This window comes from Neisseria oralis (genome assembly GCF_045062685.1).
Taxonomy (GTDB): domain Bacteria; phylum Pseudomonadota; class Gammaproteobacteria; order Burkholderiales; family Neisseriaceae; genus Neisseria; species Neisseria oralis.
In genome coordinates, this window is sequence record NZ_JBJGEB010000001.1 from 139,878 (window position 1) to 154,543 (window position 14,666).

A 14,666-nucleotide genomic window follows, 5' to 3' on the forward strand; every position below is an offset into this window, starting at 1 on the left:
TATGCTATAAGGTCGTCTGAAATAAACAGACTCTATTCTCGAAACAAGGAAGTAAACATGAGTACACAAGATTTAAGCGGCAAAGTCGCATTGGTAACTGGCGCATCGCGCGGTATCGGCGCAGCGATTGCCAACACGCTGGCGGCAGCAGGAGCCAAAGTCATCGGTACGGCGACCAGCGAAAGCGGCGCGGCAGCGATTAGCGAGCGTCTGGCGCAATGGGGCGGCGAAGGCCGTGCATTGAATTCCGCCGAACCCAAAACCATCGAAAACCTGATTGCCGACATCGAAAAAGAATTCGGCAAACTGGACATTCTGGTCAACAACGCCGGCATCACCCGCGACAACCTCCTGATGCGTATGAAAGAAGAAGAGTGGGACGACATCATGCAGGTCAACCTTAAATCCGTGTTCCGCGCCTCCAAAGCCGTCTTGCGCGGCATGATGAAGCAACGCACCGGCCGCATCATCAACATCACATCCGTTGTCGGCGTGATGGGCAATGCCGGTCAGACCAACTATGCCGCGGCAAAAGCAGGCTTGATCGGTTTCTCCAAATCCATGGCGCGCGAAGTCGGCAGCCGCGGCATTACCGTCAACTGCGTCGCCCCCGGCTTTATCGACACCGACATGACCCGCGCGCTGCCTGAAGAAACCCGCAAAACCTTCGAAGCGCAAACTTCGTTGGGCAAATTCGGCGAAGCGCAGGACATTGCCGATGCGGTATTGTTCCTCGCTTCCGACCAAGCAAAATACATCACCGGTCAAACGCTGCACGTCAACGGCGGCATGTTGATGCCTTAACGGGTCGGAAGCTAAAAAACCACCGTGTTCGCCCCGCATGCATCATTCCTGATTAAGCGGCTACAAAAAGGCCGTCTGAATTTTTTCAGACGGCCTTCCACCACCCGATTCAGACAGGACGCCCTTCGGGACAATATTTCAGACGGCATTTTTTTGGTCATACAAAACATTATTTTACAAATTTTTTTGATATAATTTTAACAATCCGTTCCGATAACCGTTGATATTATTTCTCGCGTGTTTTCAGACGGCCTATCATAAAAATACGATTCATCTTGCAACAAAAAAGGCCGCCCGCGCTATGCACGAATTCTCCCTTGCTCCCATTGTCATTGTCCTGCTGGTTTCCGTCATCACAGTTATCTGCTGCCGCAAATTCAATATCCCCTCCATGCTCGGTTATCTTCTGGTCGGTTTTCTGGCCGGTCCGAGTATGCTCAGTTTGATTCCGAAAAGCGATGCCACCGATTACTTAGGCGAAATCGGTATCGTCTTTCTGATGTTCAGCATCGGCCTCGAATTTTCCTTGCCCAAGCTCAAAGCCATGCGCCGCTTGGTGTTCGGGCTGGGCGGATTGCAGGTCGTCGTTACCATGCTGTCTATTATGAGCATCTTGATGCTGATGGACGTCCAATTCAACTGGGCGTTTGCCGCCGCCGGTGCGCTGACCATGTCGTCCACGGCGATCGTCAGCCGCATCCTCTCGGAAAAGACCGAACTGGGGCAGCCGCACGGTCAGATGTCGATGGGCGTCTTATTAATGCAGGACATCGCGGTCGTGCCACTGATGATTCTGATTCCCGCATTGGCAGGCGGCAACAGCGGCAACCTCTGGCTGGAATTGGGTTTGGCTGCATTAAAAATGATCATTACGCTGGGCGTGCTGTTCATCGTCGGCAACAAAATCATGTCGCCGTGGTTCAGGCTGGTGGCCAAACGCAAATCGTCCGAACTCTTCATGATTAACGTGTTGCTGGTAACGCTCGGCGTCGCCTATCTGACCGAACTGGAAGGCCTGTCGCTGGCGCTGGGCGCATTTGTGGCCGGTATGCTGCTTTCCGAAACCGAATACCGCTTTCAAGTGGAAGACGACATCCGCCCGTTCCGCGACATCCTGCTCGGTTTCTTCTTCATTACAGTCGGTATGAAACTGGACATTCAAGCCTTAATCGGCGGCTGGCGGCAAATTCTGATTCTGCTGGCGATTTTGTTGGTTTTGAAAGCATTGGTCGTAGCCATCATCGCATTCCGCATGAAACACCCCGTTGCCGACAGCCTGAAAAGTGCGCTCTATCTGGCGCAAGGCGGCGAATTCGGTTTTGTGATGCTGGCAATTTCCAGCAAAATCAATATGGTTTCCCCCGAGTTGGAGCAGGCCGCCACCGCCGCCATCCTGCTGTCGATGATTATCGCCCCGTTCCTGCTGGGTGCCAGCGATACCCTCATCAACTTTTTCGTCAAATCAAACTGGGACATGAAAGCGCTGGATTTGCACAGTATGCTGGTGGAAACCATGAACAAATCCGACCACGTGCTGATTATCGGCTTCGGGCGCGGCGGTCAGACCATAGGCCGTATTCTGGCGCAGGAAAACATCCCCTACTACGCCCTCGACCTTGACGTAGAGCGCGTACAAGTCGCCCGCAGCGCAGGCGAGCCGGTGTCTTTCGGCGACGCCAAACGCCGCGAAGTATTGGAGGCTGCCGGCTTGAACCGCGCAAAAGTGGTTGTAATTACGCTGAATAATATGCACGAAACGCAGCATGTTTTGGACAACATCATGTCGCTGCACCCCACCATGCCGGTCTACGTCCGCGCCGTCAACGACGATTACCTGAAAAAATTTAGCGACATGGGCGCGGAAGAAGCCGTATCCGACACCAAAGAAACCAGCCTCGCCCTTGCCAGTTATGCCATGCTTGCCAACGGTGCGCCCTATACCCATGTATATCAGACCATTACCAACATCCGCCGCAGCCGTTACGCCTCGCTGGAAGACCTGTTTGTCGGCAGCGACGACGAAACCTCATTTTCTGAAGAAAGCAAAAACATCAGCCGCCACGCTTTTCCGCTGGCCGGCGAAGCGTATGCCATCGGCAAAACTATTCAGGACCTGCCGCTAGCAGGCAACGGCATCAAACTGCTGTTCGTCCGCCGCAACACCAGCCGCCTCGACAGCCTTGAACCGGATTTCCGGCTCCAAGCCGGTGATATTTTGGTGGTTGCGGGAAGAAAAGAAGAAATTATCTCTTTTGAAAACTGGAGTTTGCAGGGAAACACCTGATTACGGCAAAATAAACCTTGCACGAAGGCAGCCGATTTGGTTTAATAGCGGCTTCGCAGTTTCGGCTGCAACGGGTGATTAGCTCAGTTGGTAGAGCGTCTGCCTTACAAGCAGAATGTCGGCGGTTCGACTCCGTCATCACCCACCAAGTTTCTTTTCCGCTGTTGTTAATGCAGCGGATGCGCGGTGGTAGCTCAGTTGGTTAGAGTACCGGCCTGTCACGCCGGGGGTCGCGGGTTCGAGCCCCGTCCGCCGCGCCAAATCCCCAAAATACCGACTTTGTCGGTATTTTTTGTTTTTAGGGGTGATTAGCTCAGTTGGTAGAGCGTCTGCCTTACAAGCAGAATGTCGGCGGTTCGACTCCGTCATCACCCACCACCGAACCAAACGGCCTTATCGGGAAGATAAGGCCGCAGCCGTTTTCAGACGGCCTCAAATTCTACCGCCAATGCAGGCCGTCTGAAAAACGGCAACAAAAAGCCCGAATCTTTCCATTCGGGCTTCTTCCATCATATTGGTAACCGCTACTCCAAAACCACCTCCACACGGCGGGCTTCGGCTTTGCTGCCGCTGCCTTCGCTGTCGGACGGTTTACGCAGTTCGATTTGGTTTTCCGCCACGCCAAGACCCATCAAAGCGTTTTTCACGGCAAATGCGCGCTGTTTGGACAATTCCTCATTCAGCGCCTGATTGCCCGTTTTATCGTGAAAACCGGAAACCACTGCCTTCTTGCCTGCTTTCACACCGGCCAAAACATCTTTCAAGGCATCTTCCGCACCGGCAGCCAAATCCGATTTGCCGCTGGCGAAGTAGAATTTCACAATACCGTTTTCCACCACTACCGCTGCTTCGTTTTCAGACGGCATAGAGGCAGACGCTTCGGTCGGCGCGACATCGGCCGGCGCAACGGTTTCCGACGCCGAATTTTCGGCCATTCCGTTCACTACGGCCTGTTCGACTGCGGCCTCTTCTTTTCCCTCTTCGGCGGCGGATGCTTCCTCCATCACCACAGCAGAGGCATTGGCATTATTCGGCGAACCTTCTATCCGGCCGGTTTCCCAGCCCCAGACGGTAAAAAACAGGGTTGCTGCCGCCGCCAAACCTGCCGCGCCGCCGACCAGCCAAAGTCCCAAACGTTGTTCTTTGTGTTCGTCGTTAGCCATTTCCAGCCTCCTCGTTGAATTGAAAAATCGTCATGCTCCAATTATACATAAAAAGCCGAAACAAACCGACAAAACTATCCAAACCGATATCAAAACAGTAAAATGCCTACCTTCTCCCCAACCGACACAACTGTACCATGCTCACCTTCCAACAAATCATCTTCAAACTGCAAACATTCTGGGCAGACAAAGGCTGCACCGTCATCCAACCTTTCGACATGGAAGTCGGTGCCGGCACCTCCCACCCTGCCACCTGCCTGCGCGCGCTCGGCCCAGAACCTTGGTTTGCCGCCTACGTCCAGCCCAGCCGCCGCCCCAAAGACGGCCGCTACGGCGACAACCCCAACCGCCTGCAACACTATTACCAATTCCAAGTCGCCCTCAAACCCGCCCCCGCCAATATCCAAGACCTCTATCTCGATTCCCTGCGCGAATTGGGCATCGACCCCAAAGTCCACGACATCCGCTTCGTCGAAGACGACTGGGAAAACCCCACCCTCGGCGCATGGGGCTTGGGCTGGGAAGTCTGGCTCAACGGCATGGAAGTGACCCAGTTCACCTACTTCCAACAAGTCGGCGGCATCGACTGCACCCCCGTACTCGGCGAAATCACCTACGGCATCGAACGCTTGGCGATGTATCTGCAAGGCGTGGAAAACGTCTATGACCTCGTTTGGGCAAAAACGCTCGACGGCAACACCGTCACCTACGGCGACGTGTACCACCAAAACGAAGTCGAACAATCCACCTACAACTTCGAATACAGCGATGCCGACTGGCTGCTGCGCCAGTTCAACGACTACGAAGCGCAAGCCAAACGCCTGCTCGCCGAAGAAAACGCCAGCCTCGCCCTGCCCGCCTACGAGCTTGTCCTCAAAGCCGGACACACCTTCAACCTCTTAGACGCACGCGGCGCCATTTCCGTTACCGAACGCGCCACCTACATCGGCCGCATCCGCGCGCTGAGCCGCACCGTGGCGCAGAAATACGTCGAAAGCCGCGAGAAGCTGGGCTTCCCGTTGATTAAAGACAAGGCTCAGGCCGCATGATTTTCAGACGGCCTCTGAAACGTCCCGCCGAATAGGAAAGGTCGTCTGAAACAATTTCAGACGGCCTTTTTCCTTTTACTCTACTTATTCCGTATCGGCAAACCACGATAACCGCTATCCGTTCCGCATCTTTCAAACAAAATCGCCCCACAAAGTCTGCATCGCCGCAATCGCCGCCAACGATGCCGTTTCCGTCCGCAATACGCGCGGCCCCAGCGTTACCGCCTGAAAGCCCGCACCGAACGCCTGCTGCTCCTCACTTTCCGTCCAGCCTCCTTCCGGACCGACCATAAAAATCAGGCCGTCTGAAGACGGAGTGATCCGGTTCAGTTTCTGTGCGTTCCGCACACTCATCAGCAATTTGGTTTTTTCAGACGGCATCTGCCGCAGTACTTCCTGATAAGAAACCAGCGGCAACACCTGCGGCACGGTATTGCGGCCGCTCTGCTCGCAGGCAGAAACAACAATTTCCTGCCAACGCGCCACCCGCTTCGCCGCCCGTTCGCCGTCCAACCTGACTACGCAGCGCTCGCTGAGTACGGGGCGGATTTCGCCGACGCCCAGTTCGACGCTTTTTTGCAGGGTAAAATCCATCCGTTCGCCGCTGGAAACAGCCTGTACCAGCGTAATATTCAACGGAGACTCGTTGCCCGCCTCTTCTTCACGCAGGATTTCGGCCGTGGCGCGGCGCTTTTCCAAAACGCCCAAGCGGGCCGGATACGCCTTACCGTCGCCGTTGAACAAAACGATTTCCTCGTCCGGCTTCAAACGCAAAACATGCAAATGACGGACGACATTGTCGGGCAGCGATACCGCCCTTCCGGCAGACAAAACTTCGGACAGGTAAAAACGGGGCATAGGTTCAAACTTATCGGCGTATAATGCGGAAATCCTGAATATTGGCGGCTGCACGCCGAAATGGCAAGACTCAAGGACAAAAAGTGCTACACAAACTGCAAAACGTGATACGGCACATCGCCCAAACGGAAGTGATGCCGCGCTTTTTAAATACGCCCTCGTTCCGCAAAGAAGACGGTTCGATGCTCAGCGAAGCGGATTTGGCGGCGCAAACGGCTTTCGCCGCCGCCCTGCCGCTGCTTATCGGCTGTCCGATGCTGGGCGAAGAAATGACGGCGCAACAGCAGGCGGATTTGTGGCACAACCATTCAGACGGCCTGTGGATTGTCGATCCGATTGACGGCACGAATAACTTTATCAACGGCCTGCCGCATTTCGCCGTATCCGTAGCCTATGTCCGGTACGGACGCGCGCAGCTGGGCGTTATCTACAACCCCGTCAGCGGCGAATGTTTTTACGCCGAACGCGGCCGCGGCGCCTTCCTCAACGGCACACCGCTCCCTTTGCGCCTCGTCGGCAAAAAACTGAACGAAGCCATCGCCGGCGTCGAAATCAAATACCTGCGTTCGGGCAAACTCTCCAGCCGCCTGAACACACTCGCCCCTTTCGGCACGATACGCAGCATGGGCAGCAGCACTTTGGACTGGTGCTACCTTGCCTGCGGCCGCTACGACGTTTATGTGCACGGCGGACAAAAACTGTGGGACTATGCCGCAGGCGCGCTGATTTTCGAAGAAGCCGGCGGCTGCCTGAGCACCTTGGAAGGCGATGACTTTTGGAACGGCGAACACGTTTTCAAGCGTTCGGTTGTTGCGGCTTTGCAACCGGATTTATTCGAAAAATGGTTAAAATGGATACGCGAAAATCAATAATACGTAGGCATATTTACGCAATATACCGTTTATCTTGTCTTTCAATCGCTCATACGCGCAATTTACTAAAATCATTTCACATCTTAACGGCATTTAATACTAAGGTAGGTAGAATAGCCATTGCTGACACACACCGCTCTTTTCATCCCTTTTAGGGCGGTGCAGCAAGTAAGACGTTTTCCCGCAATGTATTGGCCATTCATACTTCTCCCTTAGTATGAATGGTTTTTTTTATCTGAAAACGGCTTACTTATCGGAAAAACCGTCCGCAGCAAGCCTTGAACTTTTTACCCGACCCGCAGAGACACGCCTGCTTCATGGCAGGCAGCGGCACGGTAGGGTCGATAAAATACCAGCGGCCGCCGATGTTGACGAAAATCGACCGTTCGCGGTGGCAGTATGTCTCGCCGTTTTGCCGGAAATGTGCCGCAAATTCCACTTGCGCATGGTGTTTGCCGATTTTGGGAATGTGCGCCGACACATCCAGCCCCAGCCACTGCGCCGAACGCCCCCATTCCGCCATCCCTTCCACATCCAGCAAATGCCGCTGGCTAGGTACCGTCGTTTCCACGAGATAAGCCGTTTTCTGCAAAACATATGCGCTGTAACGCGAGCGCATCAGTTCCTCTGCGGTGGCGGGATTGGTTCCGTCATGAAAAAGCGCGCAACAAGCCGCATAGGGCTTGCCCGATTGGCACGGGCAAAGTTCAGTATCCGTCATCTTTTTAAAAAGCCAAGCAAAAATCGGATTATAAGGCCGTCTGAAACCGTATACCGGATTTTCAGACGGCCTCAATGCGGCCTAATCGGAACTTCCGCCTTTGGCATACCAAAGTTTCTTCGTTCAAACAATATGTTAAAATATAATTTTCGATTTTGACCACCATCCGCCATGACCGCCACCGTTCAACGCCTCAACCGCCTGCTGCCGCAAACCCAATGCCGGGAATGCGGCTACGACGGCTGTCTGCCCTACGCTCAGGCTCTCGCCGAAGGCAGCGCACCCGTCAATCTGTGCGCGCCGGGAGGGGAGGCCGTTATGGCAGACATTGCCGGACTGCTCGGCAAAGCGCGTATCGCTCCGGCCAAAATCCAGCATCACGCACTGGCATGGATTGACGAAACGGCCTGTATCGGCTGCACCGCCTGCATCCGCGCCTGCCCTGTCGACGCCATCATGGGGGCGCGCAAACTGATGCACACCGTGATTGCCGACGAATGCACCGGCTGCGGATTATGCGTTGCCCCTTGCCCGGTCGACTGCATCCACATGCAACCGGTCAAAGCCGACTACCTGCCGCAGGCACGCCATCTTTCCAATAACGGCGCGGCACGTTTTGCCGCCGCCGAACACGCGAAAACCCGTTACGAACGCCATCAGGCCAGAAAACAGCGCGAAGCCGCCGAACGCAATGCCATGCTGGCCGGACGCGAAGCCGCCGCCAAAGCCAGAATCCAAGCCCAAGCCGCCTCTACCGCAGCAAAGTCCGCGTTCAATCCGGCCGACCTGATTGCCAAAGCAATGGCCAAAGCCCAGGCGCAACAAACCCAGTTGATTACGCCGCAAAACCGCGACGACTTCAAAGCCAGACAACTCGAGGAAGCCAAGCAACGTGCCGCCTACCGCCGCGCCCAACGCGACATGAAATACGGCAGTGCGGCGGAAAAGGCCGAGGCATTGGAATTTTTGCGCCGCCACAAGGCGGAGCAGGAAGCCAAAGAGGCCACTGCTGCAAAATAAAGCACCTCACTAAAGTTGGAAGGCCGTCTGAAAAAACGATTTTCAGACGGCCTTATTATTGCCTTATCATGTTGTTCCGTGTAACAGAGATTCCACCTGACGCATAACCGAGGGATTAATAAAACCAATGATAAAATTTTCTCCCCGCACACTCTCTTCTCACAATAACGCATTAAAAATGCAAACAACGAAATTTTCAGGAATATTATGCCAAAAATGGTTTTTATGTGAAATTTAACATCTTAAAATCCAATCCGATAATACGCGATACAAAGCCGGCAGCTTAAACCAATTCAATAAAATATTAATTACATAAAACTACATTTTTGCTATAATCCGCCCCAACATTCCGCAACCAAACGAGGACAAACTGACCATGGGTATCAAAGTCGCCATCAACGGCTACGGCCGCATCGGCCGCCAAGTATTACGCGCCATTTATGATTACAAGCTGCAAGACCAGTTCGAAGTCGTCGCCGTCAACGCCAGCGGCAGCCTCGAAACCAATGCCCACCTGACCAAATTCGACACCGTTCACGGCCGCTTCGATGCCGACATTAGCCATGATGCCACCCACCTCATCATCAACGGCCGCAAAATCCCGTTCTTCTCCACCCGCAATCCTGCCGAACTGCCGTGGCGTGATTTGGACGTGGATTTGGTGATGGAATGTACCGGCTCATTCACCAGCAAATCCAAAGCCAACGCCCACCTCGAAAGCGGCGCGAAAAAAGTCCTGATTTCCGCCCCGTGCGAGGCAGATGTTGACGCCACCATCGTTTACGGTGTGAACGACGACATCATCACCGACGACATGACCGTCATTTCCAACGCCTCCTGCACCACCAACTGCCTTGCCCCCATCGCCAAAGTCCTGCACGAAAACGTCGGCATCGTCAAAGGCGCGATGACCACCATCCACGCACTGACCAACGACCAGACCGTTACCGACGTGCGCCACACAGACCTGCGCCGCGCGCGCAGCGGCGTGGAAAACATGATTCCGACCAAAACCGGCGCGGCAAAAGCCGTCGGTCTGGTACTGCCCGAATTGAAAGGCAAACTCGACGGCCTCGCCATCCGTGTGCCGACCGTCAATGTTTCTGTGGTCGATTTGAGCTTCCAAGCCGCGCGCGACACCACCGTCGAAGAAATCAACGCCCTGATGCAGGCCGCTTCCGAAGAAGGCCGTCTGAAAGGCATTTTGTGCTGCAACACCCTGCCGCTGGTCTCCATGGACTTCAACCACACCACCCAAGCCAGCACCTTCGACGCCACCCTGACCAAAGTCATAGACGGCAACATGGTCAAAGTATTCGCTTGGTACGACAACGAATGGGGGTTCAGTTGCCAAATGCTCAACACCGCCCGCAGAATGTTCGGTTTCGAAGTTCGGCCGTTTAAATAAACAAACAGGGAAAGGCCGTCTGAAAGCAGCTTTCAGACGGCCTTTCCCTGTTTTTAAGCCCGAATCAGTCGAACAAATCGCCTACTTTGTCCCAAAATGATTTTTTGCGCGGGGTTTGGCTGCGGTCGAGGCCGGTGGAGATCTTTTCAAACTCTTCCAGCAATTCTTTCTGGCGGTCGGTCAGGTTGACCGGCGTTTCCACCAAAACGTGGCAGTACAAATCACCCATCGAGTTGGAGCGCAGGGATTTGATGCCTTTGCCTTTGACGCGCATACGGCGGCCGGTTTGCGTTTCTTTCGGGATGTTCAGTTTGACTTTGCCGTCTAAAGTCGGGACTTCGACTTCGCCACCCAAGGCTGCGACGGCGAAACTGATGGGCAGCTCGCAATGCAAATCCAAGCCGTTGCGCTCGAAGATTTTGTGTTCTTTGACGCGGACGTTGACGTACAAATCGCCTGCGGGCGCGCCGTGCGTACCCAGTTCGCCTTCGCCGCTCAAGCGGATGCGTTGACCGTCGTCGATGCCGGCGGGAATGTTGACCTCAACGGTTTTGCTGGTTTTGGTGCGGCCTTCGCCACGACATTTGACGCACGGGTCTTTGATTTCCTTGCCTGTGCCGTGGCAGGTCGGACAGGTCTGCTGCATTTGGAAAATGGCTTGGCGGATGTGCACCGTACCCGAACCGTGGCAGGTCGAACAGGTCGACGCGGACGTACCCGGTTTCGCGCCCGAACCGTGGCAGACGCTGCATTCTTCGTAGGTCGGGATGTTAATGCGTTTTTTGATGCCTTTGGCGGCATCTTCCAGCGTAATTTCCACGCCAACCTGCAAATCCGCGCCTTGATAGTTTGGCTGACGGCCGCCACCCCCGCCTCCGCCGAACATTTGGCTGAAGATGTCAGAAAAGTCGAAGCCCTGCGCGCCGCCGAACCCGCCAAAACCGCCGAATCCGCCCGCGCCGCCGCCCATGCCCTGTTCGAACGCGGCATGGCCGTATTGGTCGTACATGGCGCGTTTTTCTTTGTCGGACAGCGTGTCGTAGGCTTTCTGCACTTCTTTGAATTTATCTTCCGCTTCTTTGTCGCCCGGATTACGGTCGGGATGGTATTTCATCGCCAGCTTGCGGTAGGCTTTTTTGATTTCGTCGTCGCTCGCACCGCGCGCCACGCCGAGTGTTTCGTAAAAATCTTTATTGCTCATAGTGTTATCGATAAAATTGGGTTTTGTGAAAACTGCCCTGCAAATATGGGCGGCTATGGAAAAACTCAAGGGCATAGGGCGGTTTTATGTTTCAGGCCGTCTGAAAATCCGTTTTCAGACGGCCTCTTAACGTATTTTCCTGCCGTCAACAATCACACCGACAACCTGCTATAATCCCTCCTTTATTTTTCCTAACGTTTTCAAGCGAAAAACAGAATGACCATGCAAGAACATTACCAGCCCGCCGCCATCGAGCCTGCGGCGCAGAAAAAATGGGACGACGCCCGTATTTTCAACGTCTCCGAAGACGCTTCCAAACCAAAATACTACTGCCTCTCCATGTTCCCTTACCCCAGCGGCAAGCTGCACATGGGGCATGTGCGCAACTACACCATCGGCGACGTATTAAGCCGCTTCAAACTCTTAAACGGCTTCAACGTCATGCAGCCTATGGGTTGGGACGCGTTTGGTATGCCTGCGGAAAACGCGGCGATGAAAAACAACGTCGCCCCCGCCGCTTGGACGTACGACAACATCGAATACATGAAAACCCAGCTCAAAAGCCTGGGTTTTGCGATTGACTGGGAACGCGAAGTCGCCACCTGCAAACCCGAATACTACCGTTGGGAACAATGGTTGTTTACCAAGCTTTTTGAAAAAGGCATCGTCTATCGCAAAAACGGCACGGTAAACTGGGACCCTGTCGACCAAACCGTCCTTGCCAACGAGCAAGTCATCGACGGGCGCGGCTGGCGTTCGGGCGCGTTGATCGAAAAACGCGAAATCCCGATGTATTACTTCAAAATCACGGATTACGCCGAAGAGCTGCTCAACGATTTGGACAAGCTGGAACACTGGCCGGAACAAGTCAAAACCATGCAGCGCAACTGGATCGGCAAATCTCGCGGCATGACCGTGCGCTTCGCCGTTTCAGACGACAGCAAACAAGGCTTGGAAGGCGATTACGCGAAATTCCTGCAAGTTTATACCACCCGCCCCGACACGCTGATGGGCGCAACTTATGTTGCCGTTGCCGCCGAGCATCCGCTGGCAACCGCCGCAGCCGCCGACAAACCCGAATTGCAGGCATTTATCGCCGAATGCAAAGCCGGATCCGTTGCCGAAGCCGATATGGCGACAATGGAGAAAAAAGGCGTGCCGACCGGCCGCTACGTCGTCAATCCGCTCAACGGCGACAAGCTGGAAGTGTGGATTGCCAACTATGTCTTGTGGGGCTACGGCGACGGCGCGGTGATGGCGGTTCCGGCGCACGACGAACGCGATTTCGAGTTCGCCACCAAATACAATCTGCCGAAAAAACAAGTCATTGCCGTCGGCGACAACGCATTCGACGCAAACCAATGGCAAGAATGGTATGCCGACAAAGAAAACGGCGTATTGGTCAACAGCGGCGACTTGGACGGTATGAATTTTCAGACGGCCTTCGACGCCATCGCCACCAAACTGCAAAGCCAAGACGCAGGCGAACCGAAAACCCAATACCGCCTGCGCGACTGGGGTATTTCGCGCCAACGCTACTGGGGCTGCCCGATTCCCATCGTCCATTGCGAAAAATGCGGCGACGTCCCCGTCCCTGCCGACCAACTGCCCGTCGTCCTGCCTGAAAACGTCGTACCCGACGGCATGGGTTCGCCGCTGGCAAAAATGCCCGAGTTTTACGAAACCACCTGCCCATGCTGCGGCGGCGCGGCGAAACGCGAAACCGACACCATGGACACCTTCATGGAATCGAGCTGGTATTTCTTCCGCTACATGTCGCCCAAGTTCGCAGAAGGCATGGTATCGGCTGAAGCCGCGAAATACTGGGGCGCGGTCGACCAATACATCGGCGGTATCGAACACGCGATTTTGCACCTCTTATACGCGCGCTTCTTCACCAAACTGATGCGCGACGAAGGCTTGGTTAATGTTGACGAACCGTTTGAACGCCTGCTGACTCAAGGCATGGTCGTCTGCGAAACCTACTACCGTGAAAACGCCAACGGCAGCAAAGACTGGATCAACCCCGCCGATGTCGAATTGACTTTCGACGACAAAGGCCGCCCCGTTTCCGCCGTCCTCAAAGCCGACGGACTGCCCGTCGTCATCAGCGGCACGGAAAAAATGTCCAAGTCCAAAAACAACGGCGTCGATCCGCAAGAGCTGATTAACGCCTACGGCGCGGACACCGCCCGCCTGTTCATGATGTTCGCCGCACCGCCCGAACAGTCCCTCGAATGGAGCGACAGCGGCGTCGAAGGCGCACACCGCTTCCTGCGCCGCCTGTGGCGCACCGTTTACGAATACCTGAAGCAAGGCGGCGCAGTCAAAGCATTTGCAGGCAACCAAGACGGTTTATCTAAAGAACTCAAAGACCTGCGCCACAAGCTGCACGCCACCATCGCCAAAGTCAGCGACGACTACGGTCGCCGCCAGCAGTTCAACACCGCCATCGCCGCCGTGATGGAACTGCTCAACCAATACGACAAAACCGACACCGGCAGCGAACAAGGCCGCGCCGTCGCCCAAGAAGTATTGGAAACCGTCGTACGCCTGTTATGGCCTATCGTGCCGCACATCTGCGAAACCCTGTGGAGCGAATTGAACGGCGCGAAACTGTGGGAAGCAGGCTGGCCGACAGTCGACGAAGCCGCCTTGGTCAAATCCGAAATCGAAGTGATGGTTCAAGTCAACGGCAAACTGCGCGGCAAAATCACCGTCGCCGCCGACGCCTCCAAAGCCGACCTCGAAGCCGCCGCACTCGCCACCGAAGGCGCGGTGAAATTCATGGAAGGCAAGCCTGCGAAGAAAATCATCGTCGTGCCGGGCAGACTGGTGAACATCGTGGTGTAAAGCCCGATGTAGCTTGCGCCATCAACCAAACGCATGTGCCGAAATAATCCGCACATGCGTTTTTTATTGGCCGCCCGACATCCGAACCGCACCGGCTATCGCACAACATTCGAAGGCCGTCTGAAAAGATAAACAAACATTTTTCAGACGGCCTTTATACTTTTTTACAACATTTTCCGTTTTACCACAGTATCCATTGGTAAATTTCCATTTTATGGCAACGGCAATTTTAACATTTATCCCGATGCGGATTTTATGTCTTTAAAATATCCGTGCAAATCAAACAACCCTTTAATTTTTCTGACATTCGCATCTTTAGTATAAATACTCATAATTACGCGAAAAATTATCCATTATGAGTATTTTTAGTTTTTTATGCCAACTAGGCATAAATCATTTCCTCTCCCTTTCACCATACCGTTCGTAAATCATA

The 14,666-nt window shown here is 54.4% G+C and carries 11 protein-coding genes and 3 tRNA genes; 10 read left to right on the top strand and 4 right to left on the bottom strand.

The window, feature by feature from the left end:
- The first annotated feature begins 57 nt into the window (after positions 1 to 57).
- The 5 genes from fabG (at position 58) to ACI43T_RS00690 (ending at position 3,466) form a co-directional block, all read left to right on the top strand.
- Positions 58 to 804, top strand: a complete 747-nt coding sequence (gene fabG, locus ACI43T_RS00670) for a 3-oxoacyl-ACP reductase FabG (RefSeq protein WP_405385249.1) — start codon at positions 58 to 60, stop codon at positions 802 to 804.
- A gap of 301 nt (positions 805 to 1,105) precedes the next feature.
- Positions 1,106 to 3,088: a monovalent cation:proton antiporter family protein gene (locus tag ACI43T_RS00675; protein ID WP_039850835.1), complete on the top strand. Its 1,983-nt coding sequence runs from the start codon at positions 1,106 to 1,108 to the stop codon at positions 3,086 to 3,088.
- Positions 3,089 to 3,160: 72 nt separating this feature from the next.
- Positions 3,161 to 3,236: transfer RNA gene (locus ACI43T_RS00680), tRNA-Val, on the top strand.
- 35 nt (positions 3,237 to 3,271) lie between these two features.
- Positions 3,272 to 3,348: transfer RNA gene (locus ACI43T_RS00685), tRNA-Asp, on the top strand.
- Between the two features lie 42 nt (positions 3,349 to 3,390).
- A tRNA-Val gene (locus ACI43T_RS00690) sits at positions 3,391 to 3,466 on the top strand.
- A 146-nt stretch (positions 3,467 to 3,612) separates the two neighbouring features.
- Here ACI43T_RS00690 and ACI43T_RS00695 read toward each other — a convergent pair.
- A complete protein-coding gene (locus tag ACI43T_RS00695) occupies positions 3,613 to 4,251 on the bottom strand; it encodes an OmpA family protein (protein WP_405385250.1) in 639 nt (212 codons plus the stop codon).
- Between the two features lie 137 nt (positions 4,252 to 4,388).
- Here ACI43T_RS00695 and glyQ point away from each other — a divergent pair, with 137 nt between their 5' ends.
- Positions 4,389 to 5,300: a glycine--tRNA ligase subunit alpha gene (gene glyQ, locus ACI43T_RS00700; RefSeq protein ID WP_009174262.1), complete on the top strand. Its 912-nt coding sequence runs from the start codon at positions 4,389 to 4,391 to the stop codon at positions 5,298 to 5,300.
- A 132-nt stretch (positions 5,301 to 5,432) separates the two neighbouring features.
- Here glyQ and ACI43T_RS00705 read toward each other — a convergent pair whose 3' ends face one another.
- A complete protein-coding gene (locus ACI43T_RS00705; RefSeq protein WP_377081085.1) occupies positions 5,433 to 6,158 on the bottom strand; it encodes a 16S rRNA (uracil(1498)-N(3))-methyltransferase in 726 nt (241 codons plus the stop codon).
- 83 nt (positions 6,159 to 6,241) lie between these two features.
- On the opposite strand from ACI43T_RS00705, the gene ACI43T_RS00710 reads away from it, so the two are divergent.
- Positions 6,242 to 7,030, top strand: coding sequence for an inositol monophosphatase family protein (locus ACI43T_RS00710; RefSeq protein ID WP_405385251.1), 789 nt, complete (start codon positions 6,242 to 6,244; stop codon positions 7,028 to 7,030).
- Between the two features lie 250 nt (positions 7,031 to 7,280).
- Here ACI43T_RS00710 and ACI43T_RS00715 read toward each other — a convergent pair whose 3' ends face one another.
- Entirely contained in the window at positions 7,281 to 7,751 is a 471-nt protein-coding gene (locus ACI43T_RS00715; protein ID WP_405385252.1) for a YchJ family protein, read from the bottom strand.
- A gap of 171 nt (positions 7,752 to 7,922) precedes the next feature.
- Here ACI43T_RS00715 and ACI43T_RS00720 point away from each other — a divergent pair, with 171 nt between their 5' ends.
- On the top strand, positions 7,923 to 8,771 hold the full coding sequence (locus tag ACI43T_RS00720) for an RnfABCDGE type electron transport complex subunit B (protein ID WP_405385253.1): 849 nt from the start codon (positions 7,923 to 7,925) through the stop codon (positions 8,769 to 8,771).
- A 376-nt stretch (positions 8,772 to 9,147) separates the two neighbouring features.
- Positions 9,148 to 10,179, top strand: a complete 1,032-nt coding sequence (gene gap / locus ACI43T_RS00725) for a type I glyceraldehyde-3-phosphate dehydrogenase (RefSeq protein ID WP_405385254.1) — start codon at positions 9,148 to 9,150, stop codon at positions 10,177 to 10,179.
- 64 nt (positions 10,180 to 10,243) lie between these two features.
- Here the strand turns inward: gap and dnaJ are convergent, their stop codons facing one another.
- Entirely contained in the window at positions 10,244 to 11,380 is a 1,137-nt protein-coding gene (gene dnaJ, locus ACI43T_RS00730; RefSeq protein ID WP_405385255.1) for a molecular chaperone DnaJ, read from the bottom strand.
- 222 nt (positions 11,381 to 11,602) lie between these two features.
- Between dnaJ and leuS the strand changes: the two genes are divergently transcribed.
- A complete protein-coding gene (gene leuS, locus ACI43T_RS00735; protein WP_405385256.1) occupies positions 11,603 to 14,233 on the top strand; it encodes a leucine--tRNA ligase in 2,631 nt (876 codons plus the stop codon).
- Positions 14,234 to 14,666: the final 433 nt, after the last annotated feature.

Bases quoted from the DNA above. Each gene is read 5' to 3' on its own strand.
- dnaJ (WP_405385255.1), bottom strand. From the start codon at position 11,380: ATGAGCAATAAAGATTTTTACGAAACACTCGGCGTGGCGCGCGGTGCG.
- glyQ (WP_009174262.1), top strand. From the start codon at position 4,389: ATGCTCACCTTCCAACAAATCATCTTCAAACTGCAAACATTCTGGGCA.
- gap (WP_405385254.1), top strand. From the start codon at position 9,148: ATGGGTATCAAAGTCGCCATCAACGGCTACGGCCGCATCGGCCGCCAA.
- ACI43T_RS00705 (WP_377081085.1), bottom strand. From the start codon at position 6,158: ATGCCCCGTTTTTACCTGTCCGAAGTTTTGTCTGCCGGAAGGGCGGTA.
- fabG (WP_405385249.1), top strand. From the start codon at position 58: ATGAGTACACAAGATTTAAGCGGCAAAGTCGCATTGGTAACTGGCGCA.
- ACI43T_RS00675 (WP_039850835.1), top strand. From the start codon at position 1,106: ATGCACGAATTCTCCCTTGCTCCCATTGTCATTGTCCTGCTGGTTTCC.
- ACI43T_RS00695 (WP_405385250.1), bottom strand. From the start codon at position 4,251: ATGGCTAACGACGAACACAAAGAACAACGTTTGGGACTTTGGCTGGTC.
- leuS (WP_405385256.1), top strand. From the start codon at position 11,603: ATGCAAGAACATTACCAGCCCGCCGCCATCGAGCCTGCGGCGCAGAAA.
- ACI43T_RS00715 (WP_405385252.1), bottom strand. From the start codon at position 7,751: ATGACGGATACTGAACTTTGCCCGTGCCAATCGGGCAAGCCCTATGCG.
- ACI43T_RS00720 (WP_405385253.1), top strand. From the start codon at position 7,923: ATGACCGCCACCGTTCAACGCCTCAACCGCCTGCTGCCGCAAACCCAA.